Source organism: Psychrobacter sp. ANT_WB68, assembly GCF_008369115.1.
GTDB lineage: Bacteria > Pseudomonadota > Gammaproteobacteria > Pseudomonadales > Moraxellaceae > Psychrobacter.
The window spans coordinates 705,470-730,914 of the sequence record NZ_VOAZ01000002.1 but is presented as its reverse complement, the minus strand read 5'-3'; the positions used below and the strand labels follow the sequence as shown (position 1 = coordinate 730,914).

At 41.8% G+C, this 25,445-nt stretch carries 21 protein-coding genes and 1 pseudogene; 15 read left to right on the top strand and 7 right to left on the bottom strand.

What is annotated here, in order from left to right; genetic code table 11:
* Nucleotides 1-517: 517 nt before the first annotated feature.
* On the bottom strand, nucleotides 518-2,014 hold the full coding sequence (locus FQ084_RS08220; protein ID WP_149490135.1) for a PepSY-associated TM helix domain-containing protein: 1,497 nt from the start codon (nucleotides 2,012-2,014) through the stop codon (nucleotides 518-520).
* 273 nt (nucleotides 2,015-2,287) lie between these two features.
* On the opposite strand from FQ084_RS08220, the pseudogene FQ084_RS08215 reads away from it, so the two are divergent.
* Together FQ084_RS08215 and FQ084_RS08205 are read left to right on the top strand one after the other, a co-directional pair.
* Nucleotides 2,288-3,035: pseudogene (locus FQ084_RS08215) on the top strand (IS5 family transposase).
* Nucleotides 3,036-4,403: 1,368 nt separating this feature from the next.
* Nucleotides 4,404-5,399, top strand: coding sequence for a diaminopimelate dehydrogenase (locus FQ084_RS08205; protein ID WP_149490218.1), 996 nt, complete (start codon nucleotides 4,404-4,406; stop codon nucleotides 5,397-5,399).
* Between the two features lie 992 nt (nucleotides 5,400-6,391).
* Here FQ084_RS08205 and FQ084_RS08195 read toward each other — a convergent pair.
* From FQ084_RS08195 to FQ084_RS08180, 4 genes are all read right to left on the bottom strand, one after another.
* Complete coding sequence (locus FQ084_RS08195) at nucleotides 6,392-7,009, bottom strand: hypothetical protein (RefSeq protein ID WP_149490134.1); 618 nt, start codon at nucleotides 7,007-7,009, stop codon at nucleotides 6,392-6,394.
* Nucleotides 7,010-7,045: 36 nt separating this feature from the next.
* Nucleotides 7,046-7,378 (bottom strand): hypothetical protein, encoded by a 333-nt coding sequence (locus FQ084_RS08190; protein ID WP_149490133.1) that lies wholly within the window; start codon nucleotides 7,376-7,378, stop codon nucleotides 7,046-7,048.
* Nucleotides 7,379-7,483: 105 nt separating this feature from the next.
* Nucleotides 7,484-8,791, bottom strand: a complete 1,308-nt coding sequence (locus FQ084_RS08185) for an RNA-guided endonuclease InsQ/TnpB family protein (protein ID WP_149490132.1) — start codon at nucleotides 8,789-8,791, stop codon at nucleotides 7,484-7,486.
* 142 nt (nucleotides 8,792-8,933) lie between these two features.
* Complete coding sequence (locus tag FQ084_RS08180; protein ID WP_149490131.1) at nucleotides 8,934-9,317, bottom strand: hypothetical protein; 384 nt, start codon at nucleotides 9,315-9,317, stop codon at nucleotides 8,934-8,936.
* A 488-nt stretch (nucleotides 9,318-9,805) separates the two neighbouring features.
* On the opposite strand from FQ084_RS08180, the gene FQ084_RS08175 reads away from it, so the two are divergent.
* Nucleotides 9,806-10,759, top strand: coding sequence for a WG repeat-containing protein (locus FQ084_RS08175; protein WP_149490130.1), 954 nt, complete (start codon nucleotides 9,806-9,808; stop codon nucleotides 10,757-10,759).
* A gap of 297 nt (nucleotides 10,760-11,056) precedes the next feature.
* The gene (locus FQ084_RS08170) at nucleotides 11,057-11,911 is read left to right on the top strand and encodes an XAC2610-related protein (protein ID WP_149490129.1); all 855 of its coding nucleotides are present in this window, start codon (nucleotides 11,057-11,059) and stop codon (nucleotides 11,909-11,911) included.
* 71 nt (nucleotides 11,912-11,982) lie between these two features.
* Here FQ084_RS08170 and FQ084_RS08165 read toward each other — a convergent pair whose 3' ends face one another.
* Together FQ084_RS08165 and FQ084_RS08160 are read right to left on the bottom strand one after the other, a co-directional pair.
* Nucleotides 11,983-12,816 carry a tetratricopeptide repeat protein gene (locus tag FQ084_RS08165; RefSeq protein WP_149490128.1) on the bottom strand — a complete coding sequence of 278 codons (834 nt, stop codon included), beginning with the start codon at nucleotides 12,814-12,816 and terminating at the stop codon, nucleotides 11,983-11,985.
* Nucleotides 12,817-12,921: 105 nt separating this feature from the next.
* A complete protein-coding gene (locus FQ084_RS08160; protein ID WP_188032924.1) occupies nucleotides 12,922-14,145 on the bottom strand; it encodes an SEL1-like repeat protein in 1,224 nt (407 codons plus the stop codon).
* A gap of 423 nt (nucleotides 14,146-14,568) precedes the next feature.
* Between FQ084_RS08160 and FQ084_RS08155 the strand changes: the two genes are divergently transcribed.
* From FQ084_RS08155 to FQ084_RS08105, 11 genes are all read left to right on the top strand, one after another.
* Entirely contained in the window at nucleotides 14,569-15,909 is a 1,341-nt protein-coding gene (locus tag FQ084_RS08155; protein WP_149490126.1) for an alpha/beta hydrolase, read from the top strand.
* 388 nt (nucleotides 15,910-16,297) lie between these two features.
* A complete protein-coding gene (locus FQ084_RS08150; protein ID WP_149490125.1) occupies nucleotides 16,298-16,924 on the top strand; it encodes a cytochrome b/b6 domain-containing protein in 627 nt (208 codons plus the stop codon).
* A gap of 19 nt (nucleotides 16,925-16,943) precedes the next feature.
* Nucleotides 16,944-17,618, top strand: a complete 675-nt coding sequence (locus FQ084_RS08145; RefSeq protein WP_149490124.1) for a response regulator — start codon at nucleotides 16,944-16,946, stop codon at nucleotides 17,616-17,618.
* 79 nt (nucleotides 17,619-17,697) lie between these two features.
* Nucleotides 17,698-19,176, top strand: a complete 1,479-nt coding sequence (locus FQ084_RS08140; RefSeq protein WP_149490123.1) for an ATP-binding protein — start codon at nucleotides 17,698-17,700, stop codon at nucleotides 19,174-19,176.
* A gap of 88 nt (nucleotides 19,177-19,264) precedes the next feature.
* Nucleotides 19,265-19,825 (top strand): hypothetical protein, encoded by a 561-nt coding sequence (locus tag FQ084_RS08135; RefSeq protein ID WP_149490122.1) that lies wholly within the window; start codon nucleotides 19,265-19,267, stop codon nucleotides 19,823-19,825.
* On the top strand, nucleotides 19,815-20,144 hold the full coding sequence (locus FQ084_RS08130; RefSeq protein WP_262880699.1) for a hypothetical protein: 330 nt from the start codon (nucleotides 19,815-19,817) through the stop codon (nucleotides 20,142-20,144). The genes FQ084_RS08135 and FQ084_RS08130 overlap by 11 nt, the downstream gene beginning before the upstream one ends.
* Nucleotides 20,145-20,199: 55 nt before the next feature.
* Nucleotides 20,200-21,348, top strand: a complete 1,149-nt coding sequence (locus tag FQ084_RS08125; protein ID WP_149490121.1) for an FAD:protein FMN transferase — start codon at nucleotides 20,200-20,202, stop codon at nucleotides 21,346-21,348.
* Nucleotides 21,349-21,414: 66 nt separating this feature from the next.
* Entirely contained in the window at nucleotides 21,415-22,098 is a 684-nt protein-coding gene (locus tag FQ084_RS08120; RefSeq protein WP_149490120.1) for a ferric reductase-like protein, read from the top strand.
* A 106-nt stretch (nucleotides 22,099-22,204) separates the two neighbouring features.
* Nucleotides 22,205-22,903, top strand: coding sequence for a VIT family protein (locus FQ084_RS08115; protein WP_149490119.1), 699 nt, complete (start codon nucleotides 22,205-22,207; stop codon nucleotides 22,901-22,903).
* Nucleotides 22,904-23,350: 447 nt separating this feature from the next.
* The gene (locus tag FQ084_RS08110) at nucleotides 23,351-23,965 is read left to right on the top strand and encodes a YceI family protein (RefSeq protein WP_149490118.1); all 615 of its coding nucleotides are present in this window, start codon (nucleotides 23,351-23,353) and stop codon (nucleotides 23,963-23,965) included.
* An 88-nt stretch (nucleotides 23,966-24,053) separates the two neighbouring features.
* On the top strand, nucleotides 24,054-25,409 hold the full coding sequence (locus tag FQ084_RS08105) for a cytochrome c (RefSeq protein ID WP_149490117.1): 1,356 nt from the start codon (nucleotides 24,054-24,056) through the stop codon (nucleotides 25,407-25,409).
* The last annotated feature ends 36 nt before the right edge of the window (nucleotides 25,410-25,445 follow it).

Sequence of the window (25,445 nt, the reverse complement as noted above, 5' to 3'; positions counted from 1 at the left end):
TTAGAGATGCTGCGAAAGTCTCTGTTATCAAAGCTTATAACCCACTGATATTCATAACACGAACGCGATTTTCCCAAGCAATATCAAATACCTGGCTTTCAAAGCGCTAAAATAAATATACATCTTCATGACAAAGCACAGTGTTGAAGCCGCCAACAGCAGGATAAGTCTTCCTAGTGATAAGTTATGCTAAAGAAACTGTAGAGTAGAACGGAACTTGGTAAATAACGACTCGACAATAAGCAAATGCTTATTCCTCAACTAAAAGCCATGGGTAAGACGCTGTTTATTATCAGTCATGATAACGGTTATTTTGAGCATGCTGACCGTTTGCTGATGATGAAAGAGGAAGATTAATTGAGCTAAATACTGAAGAGGGACAGCATGCCAATGCTGATACAATCGCTATGTTAGAGTGGCTCTCACTAGAATTAAAATATATTACAATAGCAAAAAAGGGGCGACTCTCTAAAAGTCGCCCCGTTGAGCACCGAAATTATTGACTGACTATCATCGTTTATTTTAATAGCTTTTGTAGGAATGAAAAGCGCGATATTAACAACAAATCTAATAATCCAATGATGATAATAGCGATGATTGCGGTTGGGAATATGACGGCCACAATGAGTAACGGAATAGCAAACGGCCACCATATAGAAAGAACCTGACCACGCGCTGGTGGATTTAGTTCAATCATATCGCTAGCTTGACGAGGACGGCGTTGCCACCACATCACATAACCGCTCATACAAATAGCAATAACAGATAAGCAAAATAAAACGTTAGCCAGCACACTCCACAAACCAAGTGTACCCATATGAATAGCCGCACCCGCCGCCATAAACTTACCAAAATTATTGTAATCATCAAAACGGATATCAGCCAATACTTTACCCGAATAGCGGTCAATATGGACAGTACGATCAGCCATTGGACTTTTCATATCGTAGCTCATAGAGTCTTGGCTAATCGTCCAAACTCCTGCATCGCCTTGTGGTAGATTCAGCTGATAACGCCCTACAATACCAATCTCACGAGCAAATCGATCGACAGTGTCAATCATAATTGGTATGTTGGCCGCGATACCGTCCTCACCCTTAGTTGTACCTGACAGCGGCATCGGTGTTAACTCCAATACCCAAGGTACATCCTTAGTCTTACCAGCACTCAATGCACTGCCGTGTGTTGGTGCAACGACAGGGGTGGCACCATGAACGTGCGGTTCTGGAGCAGACTCATTTATAGTGGCGTTATGTTGACTATGGTCAATAGAAATGGGCATGGGCGCGACGCCCCACTTACCTGCAGGAAACTGACTCCATGCCTGCACGATTCGCTCGCCCCAAACGCCTGCCCATGCCATTCCTGAAATACAGAAAAACAGCAGCAAAATCGATATCCAACTGCCTAAGGTCGCGTGAATGGTACGGAAAAAAGCACGTTTTTGCTGCTGTTGAGTGTTGTTATCAGGAACCAACATGGCTTTAAGCGATCTACGTTTCTGCCACCATAAATACCAGCCTGTTAAAATCATTAAAACGGTTAAAGAAGCCGTGGTTTCTTGGATATAGTCACCGAATTTGCCTAATAACAAGTCACTATGGATGCTATCAAAGGTATAGTACAAATTACTATTGGTCGGATTGCTTACAACGACATCAGCAGTGTAAGGATTGACCGCTACCATATTGTCATGTTCTTCCGACTTGATTTGAAACAAGGCGACCGTATCAATATCGCGCGGTGCAATGTATTTAACAAGTGTACTATTAGGTAGGGTATTAAGCGCATTTTTGGCTTGGGTAGCAATTGGTGCTTGAATAGTTGATTCCGAGATATCGATGGTCAAACGGTCATTATCCCGACCTGCCGTATTGGCTATAAGTAACATACCAAGCGCGGTACACGCTAAAATGATTAAAAAAGGGGCGATAAATATGCCTGCATAAAAATGCCATCTCCATACCGTAAAATAGCGTTGATTGTTGGTGGATTGACGTGTGTCTCTGCTCATAAATATAACCTTTAACCATCTTTTGTTGCTCAATTAACGTCATAAACGTATTGATATTAGTAATATAAAATAGTGAATTTTCAAATTAGACCGGACTCACTTTCAAGCCAACATACTGATTTTTAAGATGGCAGCATCATACAAGAAAACTTATTAGAACACTGCAGTTCATGGCAAATAACTGGCAATATATTAGGGCGTGTCATCAAATAGCACCGTTATTTTAGAATAAGCGATACTAATTCTATATATAGCAAACTGAGCTCAACTATTATGACAAGACGACATGCCCTGCGTGATGACCAATGGGAGAGAATTAAAGACCTCCTGCCAGGTCAACCAAGTGACGTTGGTGTTACTGCAAAGGATAACCGCTTGTTCGTAGAAGCAGTTCTTTACCGCTATAAGACCGGCATCCCTTGGCGTGACCTACCTGAACGCTTTGGCGACTTCAGAGTGATTCATACTCGTTTTAGCCGCTGGTCAAAAAAAGGCGTATGGAAGCAGGTGTTTAATCAGCTGTCCGAACAATCAGATGATGAATATGCCATGCTAGATGCCACGATTGTTAAGGCCCATCAGCACAGTGCTGGAAAAAAAGGGATCAAGCCATTGGACGCAGCAAAGGTGGACTGACCACTAAAATACATACTCGTACAGATGCGCTAGGCAATCCTACTGGCTTTTATCTAACGGGTGGCGCAGCTCATGATCTATGTGGCTCAGATGAACTGCTTGATGTCAGTATTAGCCAAACATGGCTTGCTGATAGAGCTTACGATGTGATGCCCGCGTTATTGAACCGATTAAAGCGGTACAAGGCCATGCAGTCATACCACCTAAGTGTCACCGACTGCAGCCAAGAGACTTGGATAAAGAGCTCTATCAAGCACGGCATCTGATCGAGAATTTCTTTGCCAAGATCAAGCAGTACCGTGCGATTGCCACTCGTTATGATAAGTTAGCCAGTCATTTCCTTAGTGCGATTCACTTAGTTTCTTGTGTAATTTGGCTTAATTGATGACACGCCCTAGGTGTCATTTATCTTATAATCTACTTATATAGATTTGATTTTGATAATCATTCATTTTTTGATACCTTTCTTTTCTAGCCCCTTAACTATAGTCCGTTTTCTATAATCTCTATCTATAACCAACATAAATACCCTGACTCATCAACTCTAACCCTTCTATAAAACCTCTTATTGTAAATTATTAGTGATAACAATAATCATTGTTTTTATCACTATTGTCGATATTTAATACTCCTATTCTTTAATTTGCACCAGTTACTCACTTCTACCTAAAAGGAAATAAAATACAGTCTCTTTTGTCTTCAAAACCTGTCCAAAAAAGGCGTCTATCGTCAAGATGAAAATATTGAACAAAGCAAACTTGGTTTTTATGTGCAAGATGAGATGAAACGGCAAGCAAACCTATCATCTTGCTGCCTCTCCAGTGTACATAAGCACGCATAGTAAACTATAATCGCCAGCAGATCTGACCCACCATAAATGCCTAGTATACAAAGGCTCAACAGGGGTCAGTAGTTGGCTTTTTAAAACAGAAAGTGAATATTGGACGCCATTCTTAGTGCCCGCTTTATTGATGTCCAATAATGCAGAATCTTTATGGTATCTGCACTCAAAGGTATGGGGATTGTGCTTTTCCCAGATTGGTTTGTTGGTGAGCGTTTATCAATGATAGAGCGACATCAGGTAAGTGATTTATATTGATGAAACGACAAAGACAGCATTCATAAACCGTTTAAACCCTGTAACAGATACCAGACTCATTATGGTAAGCTTCTAATCTCGAAAGGATTAAATATAGATAAGTGTCCTCAATAGTGATATTTGGAGTAATTTTTTTACAACAGAAGATAATTAACGTGTATATTCAATAAAAAGAATATAAGGCGATTGATTATGGATGATAGAAAATTTTTCTTACAGTCATTATGGATAATCGGTATAATTTTTATATTAGCAGTCGTGCTTACGATTAGATTTTCCAGCATGTTGTAGTCAGCCTAACCAGCAATGGTGACTGAATATCAATTTTAGTTTTATGGTAGGAAATAAGTAAACAGCTATAATCCCAGTGTTTACTGACTTTCTTGATTTCGGTTTTATTTTATGCCAATAATGATAGCAACAACTGATTTGTAGGTGGATTAAATCAGTAGTCTTTTATAGATGGATTCAAATAGGCAAAGTAAGCTATCACTTGTGATAGTAATCATCTAAAATAAGTGCTATTTGTATAGATCATCACTTAATTACAGTGCAGCTTACTGCAAACCCTTATTGCACAACAGGTATCACTCGATACGTATCACACTAGCAGTAACTGACTGTCCGCTACACCAACGTAAGGCTAATATAATAATGATACCAGCAATTAGAGTCGCTATCGCCGGTTACGGCAACCTAGGCCGCGGCGCCCAAGCCGCCATCAAGCAAAGTTCAGATATGCAGTTAGTTTGTGTATTCAGCCGCCGAGATCCCACCTCCGTCACCCTGATTGACGATAGCGTGCCCGTTTACGCCATGGACGATATTGCACAATACAAAGATGACATAGACGTGCTTATTTTATGTGGTGGCTCCAAGTCTGATTTACCTAAGCAAGGCCCAGCGTTCGCCGGCTTATTTAATATCGTCGACAGCTTCGATACTCACGCGAAAATTCCTGAGTACTTCGAAGCACTTGATGCACCTGCTAAGAAAGCGGGCAAAGTAGCCATGTTGTCTGTAGGTTGGGATCCTGGTTTATTCTCTATCAACCGTTTATACGGTGAAGCCATTTTACCAGTCGGCGAAACCTACACCTTCTGGGGCAAAGGCTTGAGCCAAGGACACTCGGATGCGGTACGCCGTGTGGATGGTGTTAAGTCTGGGGTGCAATATACCATTCCCTCGGAACCAGCCATGGCACGGGTACGGGGCGGCGAGCAGCCCACACTCAGCACACGCGAGAAGCACACCCGCGAATGCTATATTGTGTTGGCAGATGGCGCTGATGCCGATGCCGTGCGCAACACCATCGTGACCATGCCGGATTACTTTGCCGATTACGACACCGTGATACACTTTATCGACCAACAAACTTTTGAGCGTGAGCACCAAAAAATGCCCCACGGCGGCTTCGTCATTCGCAGTGGAGTCAGCGGCATCGATAATGAGCAGAACAACCAAGTGTTGGAGTTTTCATTAAAGCTTGGCAGTAATCCTGAGTTTACCGCCAGCGTGCTAGTGGCCTACGCCCGTGCCGCCTATAAGATGAACTTAGCTGGCGAAACTGGTGCAAAAACCGTGCTCGACGTGGCACCTGGCTTATTGTCGCCAAAGTCCCCTGCCCAGCTGCGTAAAGAATTGCTGTAAATAAAATGCTAGCTTTCAACTAGAAAAAATTACTGAGCTAAAAAAAAGCACCAAACCCTTGAGGCTCGGTGCTTTTTTTGTGGTCTAATCTTTGGCGCCGCTATGTTAGCTTGTGCAACGCTAATCATTAAATTTTGGAGGATGGTAAGCGCTTGGCTTTACTGCCTATATTTAGGATTAGATTTAAAATCATAGTTGTCTTTATTTAGGCATTTAGAATAAACATCGCTGTTCACATCATCATTATATCTATTACCTAGAATACTTCTTGCGGTAGACTGTTGGTTCTGACGGCACTGAACAAAACCCTTGTACAACTCCGTATCAGCGATGCCTTCGTTCGTTACAGTTCTAATCTAAAAACCTGCATGGAGAACATGCTAATAACAAGCCTAGCACTCGCCCCTGTGGCAGGACTGCTACCTAAAATGATAGGTGGACGATATAAAAATCAGCTTTGTCCACTGCGGAATAAGCGCGACTTTGATAAACCATCTCATTACCACCCTTGTCTACACCAACATAAGTTTCTGAATTTTTAGCAAGCTGATCAGCGTAGTCTTGTACGTTAGTGGCGGTATCGTAAAAGCGCGAAACGAGAGCTAAAAAATAGGCGCAAGCTAAAGTCTGCACCTAAATCGAAAATAATTTATAGAGGAATATTTAAACAATAATTTTCGCTCATTTTATCTTAACAAACCCCTAATTACAAAGCACTAAAATAGTTTGGCAGACTGTTTTAGGGACGCACGTCGAAGAACTATGCTCGCACTGACAGCTTATGAAGTACACCTTTAATAAAAATTCACCGGCAGAATTTTACCATAATAAGCATGGGCAAAGCATTAGCTTCTACACCATAAAACTACTATAATCGCAGCATCAGTAATCAGCAGATCTAGCGTCATCGAAGCGGATTGCTGATCAGAGCAGCAGTGCTGTTTTGAGTCATGGTGTGGTTATTATTATGAATTTTTAGTGATAAATTTGGCTTATGCGAGTAACCATACTTTATCGATTTCGGCAATTTGATATTCTTTTTGCCCGATGGTTTGTTTTCTTAATAATTGCTGGCTATCTAAACTTTCGATATATGCAGCATCCCAGGGATCGGCTAGGTCGTACGCTTGTATATAGCGATGTAACTTCCACTGATAACGGTCTAAGACTTCAGCCGTCTGCTCATTGTAATGGCTTGAGCTTTTGATACCTTCGTTAGATTGTTCGTCTACTGGCTGAAATACATTAGTAAAGTCCATCGGCTCTTGGATAGTGCATATGATTTGTGAGCGGCTGATCGCGCCTTCAAATAGCCACGTTTGCAAATAATACGGCTGCTCTAATTGCTTTAAGAGCTCATCCCATGACTCATAAATTGTCATTAGATTGGCAATGAGTGAGGCTTTAAGCTCACCAGTTGGCTCAGGATATACGCTATTGATGAGACTAAAATCGGTCCACGGACGCACCCAAAATTTGACATAATCTCGATGCGTCTCTTTTAATTTTTCAATATCTAATGTTTGATGGTGTGCGCCCCATTGCTCAATAGCACGCTTACGGCGGTTGATACCTCGTATTTTGCGATATTTTATTTTCTGCTTTTTCATATTTAACTCTATTTTTTATTAAGCCTAAATGAAACCTTATGGTTCCTCACACATCATAGTCAAGCTCTTACCAAACAATGTTTTATTCAGTTTTTGAGAATCTTTAAAGACTTTCTCAGAGTCCGCGTGATAGCCTTGATTATTCACGCAGTTACTAAAACCAAAAGTAACCAAGTTTATTTTGGCATACTTAGAAGGATTACTGGCTTTTTCTTCTTGATAGCGCGTCGTTGCAATTTTACGATAAGACTTTAATTGCTCAGCACCATGTTGGCATTGCTCCTGAATTTCCTCTTCAACGAATTGCTTCCATCTGTTCTGTAACGCCGCTTCGTTCTGCAATAATGGTGCAATATAATTTTTACACATTTGCGGGCTTTGCTTGAGAGCTTCACTAGGGTTCAGATAAGCCAAGTTGACATACTCCCACCACTTTCGACAAGCTCAAATGGGGGATTCTAAAAGCATAAGCTCTTAGGCGACTTTCTCACGACCGTCACAAGTTTTCTGTTTCAACGGGCGACCTTTACTGCATCCTCCCTCCACAGACAAAACGGCATGTCCTGCCGATAATATATTACGAGCTGCATTCACATCTGCGTTCGCAATATAACCGCATTTAACGCACTCAAACTTGGCTTGAGTGCGTCTATTCTCTTTCGCAATATGCTTGCATTCAAAGCAGGTTTGGCTGGTGTAGCGTGGGTTTACCTTGATGAGTAACCCGCCTTGCCATTGCTGCTTGTACTCAAGCATATCAACCATCATGCCCCAGCCTTGATCTAAGATGGATTTATTCAATCCTGATTTGGCTTTGACATTGCGCCCATGCTCAGTGACAGAGCCGCTAGCCGACTTCGACATATTGGCGACTTTTAAATCTTCACAAGCAATCATGGCGTGGTTTTTGCTGATTGTGGTGGTGATTTTGTGCAAGTAGTCATGGCGAATATTGGCGATATGATGGTGGTGTTTTTGAATCTTACGGTTTTGCTTTTTCCAGTTTTGGCTAAACAAAACCTTTTTACTTAATTGCCGCTGCAATTTAGCCAGTTTGATTTGATTGGCTTTAAAGCTGTTCTTAGGTTGGATGGTTTCACCGTTTGAGGTGGTGATGAGCTTGGTGATACCCATGTCCAAGCCAATGGCGCTTGTGGCAGGGTGACGCGGATTCTCAGTCAGTTCACGCTCAGTGCCAAAAGACAGATACCAGCGCCCTGATTTTTTAGTAATGGTGATATTTTTGATGGTGCCGATAATGTCTTGCGATTTTCTAAACGTCACCAAACCAACACCGTTTGGTAGTTTGACGCGGTTGCCCTCAATACGGCAATATTTATCAAACTGAACAAGCCTGATTGAATCCCGTCCATCGGATTTGCGCTTAAATCTTGGCATCAGTGGTCGTAGTTTAATCTCTGTGCCATCGCTTAGCTTAAAGAACTTGGGTTTACGAGGTTTCTTTTTATTTTCTTTAAGCCTAGCATGAGCTTTAGAGTCAAAAAATCGTGACCAAGCAGAGGCGAGATCACGTACTTTTTGCTGTAAGGACACTGCATTAGCGCTGGTTTTTAAGAAAGCAAAATCAGGATTGTTCTTTAGATCCATGATTTTATTAACCAAGTTGGTGGCATTAATAAATTCATTTTTGGCAAACATCTCAAATGAGATTGCTAGCATTTGGTTCCAAACAAAGCGTGCAGAGCCGACAAGATTATTTAGAATAATCTCTTGCTCCGCGTTAGGCTCAAGCCTAAACTTGTACGCTTTGTTAATTTTCATAACGCCAATTCTTTTTCTTTGATGTAATACAAATTCTAAATTTTAGTATAGCTTGTTTTAGTAGATAACTTGTATGAATATATAATAACGACTAGGCGAAATTCATCTCCACCCTAACGTCGGGCGGAGTCCTCTTTCGCTTTTAGATAGTTAATTTATTTTGCTCATATTCTCCATCAATAGACTTAACTAGATCTTGTTTATACCCTTTTGCTTCAGGAACTACGTCAAGTCGTTCGACATTACTTTTAACTTGTTTATATTCTTTGGTAAGCGTATCTATATCTTTCATAGATAACTTGTCTAGCGTATCAATATCCATAGGTGGAAAAAAGCTATTTAGATTTGTTCTTGTTAAGCCTTCTAGTACGAAGTGGGAATTTTTGATTTGCTTGGCGGTGCATTTTTTACTGTCAAAACTTCCTTTTATATCGCATAACTCATCTTGCCATTTATAGACCTCAGCTTGGGCGATAGTGGTTACTGCCATTGAAGCAAGTAAGGCTGCTACGGTAATTACTTTCATAAATTAAGTCCCTTTGTTTATTTTCATAGTTATTAAGCAAAAAAATTCGCTTAACTTTTTTTATTACTGTCTACTTAGGCTTCACCGAGTCACACACGTCAATATTGTCCGTAACAGCCGCGGATATTAAAGCGGTAAGGCATTCTCCTTGTCATTCAATTCCCCCAACCATTCAACGCCAGAGTATTTCATTGGAGCATCAGAATTTAAGCCTTTGCTCACAGCCCAGCAACTGACCATATAAAAGGCGCAGTTTTAAAATTTTTTCGATCATAAGTTCATCTCATTATTTATTGGGCACCGATACGTGCTTGGGATGATAGCGTAAGTTGAAATATTTGAATTGAGCGTACCAGCTTATGTTCATTGATTACTAGAAAGAATTTTAATAACTATCCTACTTATGTAGAATAAATGAACATACCCAATATTTAGCTTACTCCACCAATCTAGCCCTGATACAAACATAATTACAAGGATAGTAAATCATGACCTCTTTCTGTATTCGTATGCTGCCATTGGCTACTGCATTAACCTTTGTCACCTCTGCCCTCCCTGCTCAAGCTAATGAAGAGGATTGTAAGCCCCCAAAATCAAATTATGCAGAAATTCAATGCACATCAGATAAATCATATTTTATTGCTTTTGATAACCACTATAAACCACAAGCCATATTGGATAAGCAAGGTAAAGTCGTTGCCAGTTTAAAAGGTTATGACGATGTAGATGCTTGGTATTGGGAAGACGGTATATTTGCCGTTTTGAAGAATAATAAAGTCGGCTATATGAATAATACAGGTAAATTGGTTATTCCAACCGTTTACGATGTCATGAGAGATCCTGATGATAAATATGATGAGACATGGTCAGAGCCAGTAGCAGATGGGCGTATATTAGTATCTAAGGGTGGGAAATTTGGCATTATTGATATCAACAACAAAGTTATCCTTCCCTTTAGCGATAAATACCAAACCATTGAATCATTTAGCGAGGGTATGGCACCTGTCATGTCAAAATCGTCTAAATGGGGGTTTATTGATAAAGATGGTAGAGAGGTTATTGCCCCTCAATACGATGGAGTCGACGGTAACTTTGCCGGCCCTTACGGATTTTCAGAAGGGCTGGCTGGCGTTAAAAAGGGCGAGAACTGGGGGTTTATTACTAAAACCGGTGTGGTTGCTATACCCTTCATCTATGATGAAATCCGTCCCTTTAGCGAAGGGCTAGCTGGCGTACTCAAAGGTGGTAAATGGGGGTTTATCAATGGCGCAAACAAAACCATCATTCCATTCAAATATGCAGATAGTAACGTTCAACGTTATAGCGTCAACTATATGGGTGCAACCTATTTTAACTTCTACGAGGGTATAGCAGAAGTTGCTACTATTAATGACGAGACTGTTTGTATCAATAAGTCAGATAAGAAAGTAGCGTGCAGATAGCTTTAAGGGGTTTATCAATTGAATTTTGAGACTTGAAATAATTTCTCTATCTCTTAAATAATACATATTTGGTAAAAAGCATCATGCTTCTATACGGAATAGCATAAGAATGATGTATCTATTCAAACATAGTTATAATCAAAAAATCGTTCACTTATTAAAATAAAAGTACAAACAAGGAAGGTGCGCACGATATGTGGATTTCGTTCAATCGATAAATAAGGTGCAGACGTATAACCACACAAACGCTTTATAAGGAAATAGGCTATGTTAGAACTTCGATCAAAATGCCAATATATGACTTTCAAAAGTTATTTAAGCTGCTTCATATTGCCAGCGCTATTAGTTAATACTGTACCTAGCACACAAGCAGCTACCCCTGTAAAAACCACTTTGACAACCAACTCTGCTATGAAAAAACCTGTCAAGCTAATCACGGGCGTCACCACTTATGCCGAGCGTGATTGGCGTTCAGATGACGGAAAATTCTTATTAACGATATATTCAGGGATATGGAACCCTCATGGCACGTTATTTTATCTAAACAAAGATGGCGGCGTTTCAGTCGAGGGTTTTCAGAAAGGATTAAATATCACCCTAAAATCATATGACCCAGAGATTGGTTTAGAAGCGCCACCAGAATATGCCATCGATGGCACCCTAAATCTGCGTAACAATACATTAGTAGGGACAATCATTCACTATCCAGAGGGCGAAGCGACAATCAAAAAAACCACTTTTTCCCCAGCGATTCCTATTAAAACCTGCCCACAGTTTGTTTTTAAATATTATGGCTTTAACAATGATCGTTGGTATGGTTCTACCATTACTCAAGTGGATGTCATCAATAAAGATACGAATAAAGTTGTGCAGAAGTTAACGGGTTTTGAAGCCGCGGCGCACAGTACCAGATACGTGGACATGAACTACGACGGCTATTTTGATCTAGTGTTGAACGTCGCAGAAGGCGACCATAGTGACAAATACATTTACTGGCTCTATGATCCACAAAGCAAAAAGTTTGTACGTAATAAAACATTGGAGGCGGTTTTAGGCTATGCAACACGTTATCCGCATAAGCAACTGGCGCGCTTTAACGACGACACCCTTAAACGTGTAGAGGATCAATGGAAAAGAGTGCCTTGCTGTTAGACAAGCTAGATATACACTGCTGAAGACGTCTGTTAGCCATTTTGGACGGGATATATCTTGATTAAAAAACCTTAATGACGGCGCAGCTCTTTCGCATTTAGCCTATCATAGGCTTTGCAGCCTTTTGCATAATCGTTATTACAAGCGATTTGATACCACTCTTGTGCTTCGACTTTGTCCTTAGCAACGCCTTTTCCTGCTTCATACATGACCCCAAGGCGATACTGAGCATCGGCATCATCTTGATCTGCAGCGTCTCGGTACCACTTCAGCGCCTTGTTATAATCTTGACTGACCCCTTCTCCTTCCTCAAACATAAGACCTAGATTATATTGTGCGTCTGACAGACCTTGATCCGCAGCTTTTTGATACCATTCGACAGCCTTCTCATAGTTTTGAGGTAAGGCCAGCCCCTGGTAATAGCTTATTCCCATATTATACTGACCGACTGCGTTTCCTTGGTTGGCAGCCTTCGAATACCACTCAAGGGCTTTGGCATAACTTTGAGCAACCCCTTTACCACTATAGTACATTGAACCAAGCGTGGCTTGAGCCGACGCATAACCTTGGTTGGCGGCTCTCAAATACCACTCAACCGCCTTTGTATTATCTTCTGGCATACCATGAGCGTTTTTATACATCCAACCAAGATTATATTGCGCGTTTGCATATCCTTGATTAGCAGACCTTTGGTACCACTTAAAGGCTTGAGAATAATCTTGCTCTACTTCCTCGCTATAGTCGTACATTAGCGCAAGGCGGTACTGGGCATCAGCATACCCTTGTTCCGCTTTCAGCTTAGTGGTTGCAAAGTCTGAAGCTATGACTGGCACAGCTAGTCCAAACCATAAAGCTAGTATCATCATTGTATGGATAACAATCGTTTTCAGCATAGAGACAGTCATGGCTTATCCTTAATAATACAGACGCTCATAATGATAAAGATTTTGCCTAGATACAGCGGATATGCGAAACGCTTTATTAATTAAGTGTTCTCGAAAAAGCAGCTGTTACTGATTGCAGCTCATTTCTACCCCATTCCCACAAGCTTGATTTAACCATATATCGGCTTGAGATTTATCTTGCGCCACACCTCTACCATAGTTGTACATCGTACCGATGACATATGCTGCCATGGCATCACCTTGCTTAGCCGCTTTGAGATACCAGTTAAACGCTTGCTTATAATCTTTCTTTACACCATAGCCATTCTCAAACATCCATGCCAGATTGTATTGGGCTTCAGATAAGCCTTGAGACGCAGACTTTTGATACCATTCAAACGCTTTCACATAATCCTTAGTAATGCCGCTGCCATTTTCATACATGACCCCAAGATTATTTTGAGCATCGACTTGTCCTTGTTTGGCCGCTTTTTGATACCACTCAAACGCTTTGCTATGGCTTTGAGCAACGCCTTCGCCATGACTGTACATAACCCCAAGGTTGTACTGAGCTTCGTCATAACCTTGATCGGCTGATTGCTGCCACCACTCCCTAGCCTTGGTATAATCTTGCTCAACCCCTCTGCCAAAGTAGTACATAGCTCCGAGAACGTACTGGGCTTTTACTTGTCCTTGATCAGCCGCTTTGGTGAGCCATTCAACAGCTTTGCTATAATCTTGTGTTACTCCATCACCTTCATGATACAAAACCCCAAGTTCAAACTGAGCATTCGCATCACCTTCGTTAGCGGCTTTGGTTAGCCATTCAATCGTTTTAGCTGGGTTTTGAGGTCTATTTTCTTTATTAAGGTTTAGGAGCTGTAAGTTATTTTTAGCGCCTTCATTCCCTTGAGAAGCAGATTTTGAGTACCATTCTATGGCTTTGCTATCACTCTGCTCGACCCCTTCACCTTTGTGATAAAGAGCACCAACATTGAACTGCCCTTTAGCATTGCCCTTCTCTGCTGCTTTCAGATACCACTCAAAAGCTTTAGCCGAATCCTGCTCAACACCTTTGCCTTTATCGTATAGTTCGCCAAGATTATTTTGAGCCTCAACATTACCTTGATTAGCAGCCTTTAAATACCATTCGAATGCCTTGGCATAATCTTGCTCAACGCCTTTGCCGATATAGTATTTAAAACCAAGGCGATATTGAGAATCAGCAACTCCTTGCTCCGCCAACGTTTGAGTTGGTGAAAAATCTGCCGCAACCGCTGAGAAGGTCAGCCCGAGCGATAAGCTTAAAATTAGTATTTTATGAATGATAGAAGTTTTAAATGTAGGCATGATTATTACTCTCTCTCTATGAAAAGCACACATCCAATTTAATAAGACGAACTTATATACTACGCAGACATTCCTTACTGTTATTTAGCATGCAGATTCTTATGTACCAACTACGCTAGTGCGATTAAAAGCAACAGCGAGCTTCTTAATTCTAGCTATATTTAACTTGATTAGATATTGATATTAGTTAAAACACTATTGAATCGATTGTATCGACCAAAGTTTCTATTAACCATATCATCACTCGTCGAACGACTAAATCCCGTATCATTATTAATGTCTTTGACGCCCTTAATCAATTACGCTCGAAAGTCTGTTGATTATGTATTTCTTTCTAATGATTTTAAATACATTGTGTTTTATGCATAAAAGACTGACTATAAGATGCAAGCCAATGCTAATTTTGATTAAATGAGGGGACTTATGGAAGTCTTGCCTATACCATCGCTAAATGCATTGCTAACAAAAGCAATAAAAACAGTAGAAACCACTGCGCTTAACCGTAGCAATCAGCGACACGTCTTGCATTATTTTCTAAAGGGGTTAGGCGAATTGCCAACACCGCTTTTGGAGCGACTCAATCACTATCTAAAGGCGCCTACGACTGAGCAATACCCTAATGCTGATGCGCATATGAGACTCATTATAGGGTTAAACTATAAGCTTAAGCCGCCTATACAAATCACCCAATTAGTAGAGTTACGGCAAAAATTTGCAACCGAGATGGTCGCTCTGCAATCTCCAAGCGTATGGCAGCAAATAAATGCTGACGACAACTCTAAAAACAAAAATAAGAATAATAAAGAAAATAGCAACTCAGTGAGCTGGCAAGACAAGGTGATTGCTAACGCGGATGGTGGTGATATGATTATTCGCTGTTATCAAGCAGGGTCCAGCATTACTCAAAATCCTAAACAAAGTGGCGATAACCCTGAAAAAATAGTGATGTTATTTTTTCATGGCGGCGGATTCTGTGTCGGTGATGTGAATACAGATCATGAATTTTGTCATGTCGTTTGTGCCCAAACCAGCTGGGCAGTTGTCAGTGTTGACTACCGCCTAGCACCTGAACACCCTGCTCCTACCGCTATTAGAGATTGTCTCGAGGCTTATACTTGGTTGGCTAAGCATGCTCCTACCATTGGCGCATCATCATCTCGTATCGTTTTAGCGGGTGATAGCTCGGGCGGTGGTCTTGCGGCATTGGTCGCGCAGCAGGTAAGCAATGCCACTGTTAGTCAATCCTCTGATAAACAGCAATATATGAATACGCTTGATGACTTCACCATTGATATTTTCCAGCAACTACAGAATTTGCCGCTCCCACTAGCACAACTCTTGTTGTACCCGATTACGGATATCGGAACCGACTATCCAAGCTGGAAGTTGTACGGTCAAGGATTAATGCTGACGTATGATGATGTTGCCGTGTTTCATGCCGCTTATCTGCAAGACTGTTCTTTAACGCAACCACACGCACTTATCTCACCGATGTGTGGTGATAATACAAAAATGTGCCCAAGCTATATCGTGGCTGCTGAATTGGATATTTTACGCGACGAAGCGCTGGTTTATGCCAAGCAGCTACATGATTATGGCATCACCGTCCAGACTCATACCGTCCTTGGCGTACCACATGGATTTACTCATTTAATGAGTGTCCACCAAAGTCTTGAGCGCGAAATGAGTCAGCTTATTGATAAGTTCGCCCATTTTGTACAGCAGATAATTGACGCAGAAACAGATACTATGACGTTGAAATAAGAAATAAACCCAAATAAACTATTTAAGCAATTGAAATATAAAAACCCTTCAGGCTATGTAAAAAAAGCCTGAAGGGTTTTTATATTTCTGTTACTTAGGTGATGTGCCCAATACTGGGGTTTGAAGCAGCAAACGCATCTGCGGCTAAAACTAATAAGAAAATTGCTAGCATCACAAAATAGGTCTGTTTATAAATGTCATGAAATATTAACCACTGCTTGAATGTTTATTTTTTTAGCTTCCTAAGCTCATCTTAAGATTTGTTTGTTGTAATAGCTCTAAGACAGATGATGCTACCTCTAGTCTGCTTACGATACCTCGCTTAGCTTTTGTTTTTAGCAGCAGGATATCGTCAATCAATAAACAACTTATTAAGGGAGTAACAACCATGAGCCAACAAGACATGATTGATGTGGTCGACGACTCTATTATAAACTCACCCAATACGTCTAAAACTAAGCAGGTAAAAGTCTGGGACATCTTAGTAAGAATTACCCACTGGACAGTCGCGGCTGGTATTATTGCTAATCTACTTTTTACCGAAGACGGCAGCGACCTTCACGTCTATGTAGGCTATACCGTGGTAGGATTAGTGGTTGTACGCTTACTTTGGGGTTTAGTAGGGACACGCTATGCACGCTTTACCAATTTCTTCCCCACACCGGCACGACTTAAACATCACCTATCAGCTTTAAATGTTCGCCAGGTTGATGAACAGCACCTCGGTCATAACCCATTGGCAGCCATTATGATGCTATCGTTATGGGCAGTGATTATAGGGTTAGGAGTCACCGGCTATCTGATGGAAACAGATATTTTTAGTCGCATACAGCTGCTTGGTAATAAAGATGTGCTTGAAGAAATACATGAGTTATTAGCCAACAGTTTATATTTGCTTGTTCCTTTACATATCGTCGCTGCGATTGCCATGAGTTATTGGCAACGCCAAAACCTGATTAAATCAATGATAACGGGCAAGAAAACGGTGACGGATAAGCCGTCCGATGTGAAATAAACGAAGCGATGGAATAAACATGGCACGCATATTATTGATAGAAGACGATATTACCATTGCTGAAGGCATCATCCTTGGGCTAAAAAGTCACGGCATGATGGTCGATTGGTTTAGTGATGCCAAGCAAGGTGAAATGGCGCTGCAAGAGGCCATGTTTGATGCGGTGCTGCTTGATTTGACCTTACCAAAAGGTGATGGTATGACTGTACTGCAAAACTGGCGAGCCAAACAGATAGACACACCAGTATTGATTATCACGGCACGCGATGCGATTGCCAATCGTGTGGCTGGACTCAATGCTGGTGCTGATGATTATTTGGTCAAGCCGTTTGCTTTAGATGAAGTCATTGCCCGTCTGCAAGCCTTAATGCGACGCAGTCAGGGACGCAGTCAGCCTGAAATCCGCTATGGCGAAGTGTCCTATCACCCTCACACTCAGCAAGTCTCTTATCAAGGTCAAACCGTTGAATTGACCGTCAAGGAAGTGGCCATATTAGAGCAAATGCTGACCCATCCTAAGCAGATACATAGCCGAGCAAGTTTAGAAGACAAGCTATATGGTTGGCAACAAGATATCGAAAGTAATGCCATTGAAGTACATATCCATCATTTACGCAAAAAGCTGGGCAATGATTTTATCTTGACCAAACGCGGTATCGGCTATTATCTCAATCCAGTCTATAGCCGTGGTTAGCAGTCACTAATAGGACTTACGTCTACGTTTAGCTTATCCACTTTACCCTCTAACACTTCATCTCCTAATGTGTGAGCCTATGAAAAGTATCCAGCAACGGCTATTAACATCTCTACTGATTGGTCTACCCCTGCTTTGGGTACTCACCTCTAGCTTTATTGCGTGGCGTTTATGGCACGAAATCAATGAGATGAATGATACGCAGATTACCCAAGTTGCCCGTTACTTAATCGGTATCGCCCCTAAAGAAGCGCATGATAAAGACCATGATGAACAAGACGAAAGTAAACATAATAAAAAGCATGCGGCCAAAATCTATAATTTAAAAAGTAAGCAGCTATCAGGTGACCTTGGCGAGGCTGAAGATGACTATATGGGCTTTGCCATTTGGGATAAAAAAGGACGCCTATTGATGGCTGATGAAAATGGTGAGTCATTTGCTTTTTTGCCAGACCAGCATGGATTTTTAGAAGAACAGGATTCTGCCTATCAGCGCCTGAACCCTTTTAGTAAGCGCTGGCGTTTATTTTATGTGCATGATGATCATGACGATAAGTACGAAGGTCGGGTGATTGCCGTCGGTCAGAACCTAAAATCTCGCCAAGGGATGATTGTTGATGCCATGTCAGTACAAGTACTACCAATGTTGATTGGCCTATTTGCATTTATGGCTTTGGTTATTCTATTGATTCGACGTGGATTTATGCCGTTAACTCAGATAAGTGCGGCGCTCGAACAGCGTCAACCGCAAGACGATAGTCCCATCACCGCCGATGTACCCAAAGAGATTCAGCCTTTAGTAACTGCCTTAAACGTTTTATTTGTAAAAGTCGCTGACACGCTAGCACGTGAGCAACGTTTTACCGCCGATGCTTCGCATGAGCTTAGAAGTCCGCTAGCGGCATTAAAACTACAAGCTGATTTATTGCAGCAGCAGATATTGCAGTTGTCTGGCTTAGAATCTGGCGTGGAAGATGAGAATCAGCTATTTTATCATGCCCAGAAAATTAGTAATGGCATTGAACGTGCCACTCATTTAGTTGATCAACTGCTGATTTTGGCCAAAATAGAACCGCAACAACAATTGCCCCCTGAGCAATTAGAAAGTCCAGACTGGTTGATGCTTACGGATATAGTGCTGAGTGATGTCAATCGTCTCGCTCGTGAAAAGCACATTCAATTAAAACGCACCGTGAACTGTGACAGTCCTGCTGATATTCTACCTATCCTTATTAATCCAGTTTTATTTAAACTGTTAATTCGCAACCTGTTAGACAATGCTATTCGCTATTGTCCCGAAGGCTCATCGATTGAGCTTCAACTTGATAGTAGTGCGATTAGAGTGGTCGATAACGGCTTAGGTGTAGAGCCAGCACAACTCACTCGGTTAAGCGAACGCTTTTATCGTCCAGCAGGTCAAAGCCAATTAGGTAGCGGTCTTGGACTATCAATTGCCAATCGAATAGCACAGCTTCACGGTCTCACGTTAGAGTTTGCTAACCGCTCTCAACCAGAGACTGGCTTTATCGTAACAGTCAGAAATAAAAATGAGCTATAAAAAGTTAAAATAAGTGGTCTTAAGCTTGAGTTAATATTCACCCCGTATGCTGTTTGTATTCCCTACTAACATATACGGAGTACATGCTATGAGCCTACCTCTATTAAAACCCTTATTATTGACTGTCGGTGCGACCTCATTGGTATTTTTTGGTGGCGTCATTGCCTTATCTACCCAGTCGCCTAACGCTGATAACGTCCTATCAGTGGCAAACCTCGTCACACAATCTCAATCTACCCAGCCATCATCGCTTGCTGCCCTCAGCGCTGCGCAAGCAACCGCGCTTGCCAAACAAGAATCTCCTAATTCGATATTGCAGGCGACCCCAGAGCTTATCAACTATAACGGCACAGCTGTCTATGAAGTGCTATTAGACAGTGGCGCTACTTATATTGATGCCAATCTTGGTGCCGTTCTAAATCCAGTTTCTAGCTCAACTGTTACTAGTGACTATCGTGCTGAGGGCTTTGATGAAGACGATGATCACGATGACGATAAAGATAAGCATCGCGATGATGATAAGCATGCTGACAAACATAAAGATGATAAACACCGCAGCAAAAAACACGACGATAAACGTTATAAAGACAGTGAGCGTTTAATCGCTACCAGCTATCAGCAACATGATGAGGATAGCTATGATGACTAATACCAAATCACATCAGGCTAAAGGCCTTAATATAGCCACTACTAAAGCTGTTAAAAAAGCAGATCCTTTTGTCACTCTTAAGAGCAGCATTATGATTGTCTCGATTGCAGGCACGATGGCGGGATGGCTAGTATTACTCAATCAAGAGACAGATACGCCAGCTATAGATACCGCTTTGTTGAGTACTACCGTCTCTCAGAATAGCGAGATGGCTGTTGAGCCAATGCCCATCGTTGATATCAGCCAGTTGCGACAGGTCAATGAAGTAGAGCCTGCCCAGGCAATAAGAGTGGTCGCCCGTACACGTTCTTCTCAATAAGTGAAGAGGAAGTTAACGGTGACTGAATTTAAGTTTGTGGTAAAGGAAATGGCAAATGAAAACCAATATGCCCAATAAAAACACATCTGAGCTGGCAACGATTAAACTATTCGCCATGGGTTGTCATATTCAAATCAACTTAAATACCACAAGGCTTAACCCGCGTTATTCACAGATAGTAATAGATCAACAGATTGCTTTGCTAACAAGTGATGTTCAAAAACGCATAGCGCAATGGGAACAAATTTTCAGTCGTTTTGATGAGACCAGTGAGCTGATGCAACTGAATAACCAAACCAACCAATGGATTAAGGTGAGCCCAGAATTATTCGAGGTTTTACAGCGCGCGATTCACTTTACCTCAAAGACTCAAGGTTTGGTAACTCCGACTTTACTGAAAGAACTTTGGGATACTGGCTACAAATATTCATTTGAGACTTTACCCAAAATGTCTATGCCATCCGCGCCCATGACTGGCTCGAAGATTAGCTCAAATACATCCTCAAATATGACCTTAAATACCAGTGCAAGCTTGCAAGATATCCCTAGGGCGAGCAATGACAGTCAGCAGATAGGACGTATTCAGCTGCGCCAGTTAGCTGATGGAAAGCATCAAGTATACCTGCCAGCGGGAATGGCGCTGGATTTGAATGGTTACGTCAAAGGCTGGTGCGCCATGCAACTGGCTGAGCATATTAGCCACGTTCATGACTGGCAACTTCCTTGCTTAGTAGATATGGGTGGAGATATCGCGATTGGCGTTCCAAAACACCGAATAGATAAACCAATTATTTGGGGAGTTGCTATTGCCAAACCTTACTTTTCTAATAGTGAACACATTCAAGAGGAAGAAGATGTCGCCATTCTTGCCCTTAGCTCTGGTGCTGTCGCCACATCTGGGCAAGACTATCGTCGCTGGTGGCACGACGGTCGTTGGCAACACCATTTAATCCACCCTCATTATTCTCGTCCAGTAGGCAGTGATATCCTAACCGCTACCGTACTTGCCACAGATACGCTAATCGCAGAGGTCTACGCAAAATACTGCGTGCTTCTTGGCGTTACAGAGGCGATGGCATGGCTTAATAAACATGATATTGCTGCGCTCTTAATCGATACGAATAACAAAGTGTTGGTGACCTCTGCCATGCGCCCAAGCTTAGTACAGCCAAATTTAGTACAGCCACACTTGATTGCTGGTTAACTGACCACGTTACAGGCGCTAGATATCAATACATTAAGTAAAGCCATCATTCATAGGAGCATAGCCATGCACACCGATAACCCTGCCAGCAGTCATACTGCTTCCAATACAACCCTTCTTACTAAAGTGCTATCGATTGGCTTAATCTTAAGCATTGCTATCGGGATCGGCAGCTATGCGTTGTTAACTTGGGGAGAGACCGTTTCTCAGCTACTGACAGCCACGGATAAACATTTCTGGTATTTATCACGGGCAAGTGGTGTTATCGCTTATACGTTATTTTGGCTGGCAGTCGTTTTTGGTTTATTGCTCAGCACTCGTTTAGGCAAGCATTTTAATATGGCACGAGTATTTGCCTTACATCAGTATTTAAGTCTGATAGCAGTGGGTTTTGCCGCGTTCCATGCGGGTATCTTATTAGCAGATAATTTCTTAAATCTTAACTTATGGCAAATTTTACTGCCTTTTGGTTTCCAAACTGAGCGTGTGGGCGTTGCATTAGGACAATTGGGGTTTTGGCTATTATTCATCTGCGCTTTTAGCTTTTATATTAAGAAGTATATTGGACAATCAGCATGGCGCTGGCTACACTTTCTGACCTTTTTGGCTTATATGTTTATTAGCATTCATGTATTTATGGTAGGCTCAGACAGTCGAGCGCTGCCTCTATTGTTATTTTATGCAGCTAGTCAAACGACAGTCTTTGTACTGATGACCTATCGATTAGTGGCGCTAAAACAAGCTAAGTGACTATATATGAAATGGTATTAATCTTTATCAAGTTGTCTAAATTGATGTGAAATTATAAGCTACACTAGTATATTAAAATCTATGTCGACACCGTTTGAGGGTATCTATGCAGCACTCTATTCATGATGAAATACATTTAAGCAATCGCAATCATTGGTTAAGGGCGGCAGTCCTGGGTGCAAATGATGGATTGATTTCAACCGCCAGTCTATTAGTCGGTGTGGCTGCAGCAAGTACAAGTAGTCAAACATTGCTATTAACAGGAATGGCAGCATTGACCGCGGGTGCGTTATCGATGGCGGCTGGAGAGTATATTTCAGTATCGTCTCAAGCAGATACCGAAAAGGCGGATTTGGATAAAGAGCGGCATGAACTGACTCATAACTCAGAGCGTGAGCTTATTGAGCTGACAAAAATTTATGAGACACGGGGACTGGATCACGTATTGGCTCATCAAGTTGCTGTGGCTTTGACCGAGCATGATGCCCTTGAGGCTCATGCCCGAGATGAGATTGGCTTAACAGATCTGAGTCAAGCTAAGCCGATTCATGCGTCAGTTGCTTCTGGATTATCATTCATTGCTGGCGCAATATTGCCGATTATTGGTATTCTGCTGTTGCCAGCACAAACACTGGTTTGGTCACTCGCGACTTTGACGATAGTAGGCTTAGCACTACTTGGGATAATCTCGGCTCGCTTGGGCGGTGCACCTGTTATTCCTGCTACTGCTCGGGTGGTTATTTGGGGTGTGCTAGCGATGGTAGCGACGTCATTGATTGGACGACTATTTGGTGTGGCTGTCTAGAGCACTTCTTATCCCTAAAACACTATGATTCCTTCACACAGCCCTTCACCTTAACGCTATCTTAACGCCAGGTTAAGTTATGATGATAGAGATAGGAATGCATGATGTGATGTATTGGCTTATGGTTCAAAAAATCACATCCGTTACTTAATAGGTGTTTTAAGCTTGACCATACCTACTATTTATTTAGTCCCGTCACTTAATAAAGTATTGTAATGAGCCAAATAAGCGCGTAAATGCTGGACATCATTATTGCTTGATTTATGAAACATCGTTTAACTGCCCGACCTAATTAACTGTTGGGCATAATATGAGTAACCTTCAATTAACAACCTACTTGTTTATCTAATGTAGATAGTAACCTTTGTATTCATTTTAATAGGACAGGGCTAGTAAAATTTTAAAAAGCGTGTCATAAATAAGATCACACAACAAAGGAATGTTGTCATGAGTCAATTTCTATTTGACCTAGCCGTATTACGTTACTGCACGCCATTAGGGACACTATTATTTCTGATAGGTTTTACGGTTAGTAGCCATGCCGCTACCTATAAAATTGAGCCTGACACCTCCAACGTACGCTTCGCTATTGACCACCTCAAAACCTCTGCCACCACTGGCGGCTTCTATAATGTGACGGGAATACTCCAGTATGACCCGAGCGCAAAAACCGGTGATATCTCACTTATTATTCCCATAAAATCTTTAACTACAGCCAATAAAGGATTCACTCTTAAACTGATGGGGCCTGATTTTTTTAATATGGAACAATTTCCATTGGCTCATTTTGAATCTACCAAATGGCATTTCACCTCTGACAAAGAAAACCCAAAAGTCACACGAGTGGATGGCAAACTCACCTTAAACGGTCAGACCCACCCTATTAGCTTACTGGCAACCAAATTTAATTGCTATCTGAGTTCCCCACTTAATAGAACGGTATGTGGTGGCAGTTTTACTGCCACCATTGACCGTACTCAGTGGAATATCAAAAAATACGTCTTATTTGGAATGACTAAAAACCTGACTTTAAACATTCAAGTTGAAGCGGCTAAACAGTAGTCTTTTTAGCTTCGATAAGCAATAAACGTGTCAAAAAGTCATAGCTAAAACAATTAAAAATGAGTTTTCCTAGCCTTGTGAGTATATTATGAAGCCAAATCCTATAATGTTATCAGCACTTACGCTTATTATGGCTTCCAGCGCTGTCATGGCTGATAGCTCACATTTACCTCATGCGACGAGCCTATTCAATATCAGCCCCGCTACTAACTTACCTAATGTAAGCCCCTTAAATAGCGATTTGGCCAATCGCGGCGCCTATATTGCCCGTACTGCTGATTGTATGGCGTGTCATCGCGATGACTATAGCGGTGGCGTCGCGATTGAAACACCGATTGGTAATATTTACTCAACCAATATCACACCCTCTCAACGTTATGGTATCGGCAACTATACTGAAACTGACTTTAAAAAAGCCCTGCAAAAAGGTCGTGCACCCACGCATCAGCTTTATCCTGCGATGCCATATCCGTCTTATCATGGGATGGCTGATGCGGATATCAGTGCGTTATTTGCCTACTTTCAAACTGTACCTCTAGTAGAGGAGTCACCTGAAAAAACTACTAGATTGCCCTTCCCCTTAAATATTCGCACTCTAATGTTGGCTTGGAATGTGATTAATGTACCTTCTACAGAGAACCGTACAGGTCTCACCCAAACTCAGCAACGCGGTGAATATCTGGTGAATAACTTAGAACATTGTGGCACTTGTCACACCCCGCGCAACCTCACGCAAGGTCTTGATAAAGACAAGTATTTATCTGGCGCGCCGCTTGGTAAGTGGTATGCGCCCAATATCACCCCAGATAATGACAGTGGTATAGGGCGTTGGAGCGAAAGTGATATCGCCACTTATCTACGTACCGGTTTGCTGGATAAACGGGCTTATGCGGGTGGACCAATGGCTGAAGCCGTCGCCCACAGTACACGCTATCTCAGCGATGAAGACCTAAGCGCAATGGCTGCTTATCTAAAAGTCGTCCCTATCATCAAGACGGACGATTATGTGATACCCGTAGATACGTCACGACTGCCAAACCCAGTAAGTCGTTCTATTACCTACAATTTAATCGAGCAAAAAGACTATTTAGCAAAGGCAAAAGCGACTAATGCTGATTTCAATAACGACCGCAACTCACCAAAAGCGCTATATCTTGCTGCCTGTGGGAGCTGTCACGGGGTAGATGGATACGCGCAGCCCGATGCTCGTTACGCTTCTATCGTAGGACTGAGTAGTATTCGCCGCATTAAGCCAGACGCGCTCATTAATGTCATTGCGTATGGTGCTAAAGGTGCGTTAAACACAGCACCCAAAATGCCCGGCTTTGAGAAAGAATTAACTCATGCGCAGATTGCCAGTATTACCAATTACGTGCGGATAAATTTCGGTGGTTTACCAAGTAGTAATGTGAGTGCTGCTGACGTCAAACACATCTTAAAGTAGTGCTATTAACCCCACTATTAATCCAGCTATTACTAC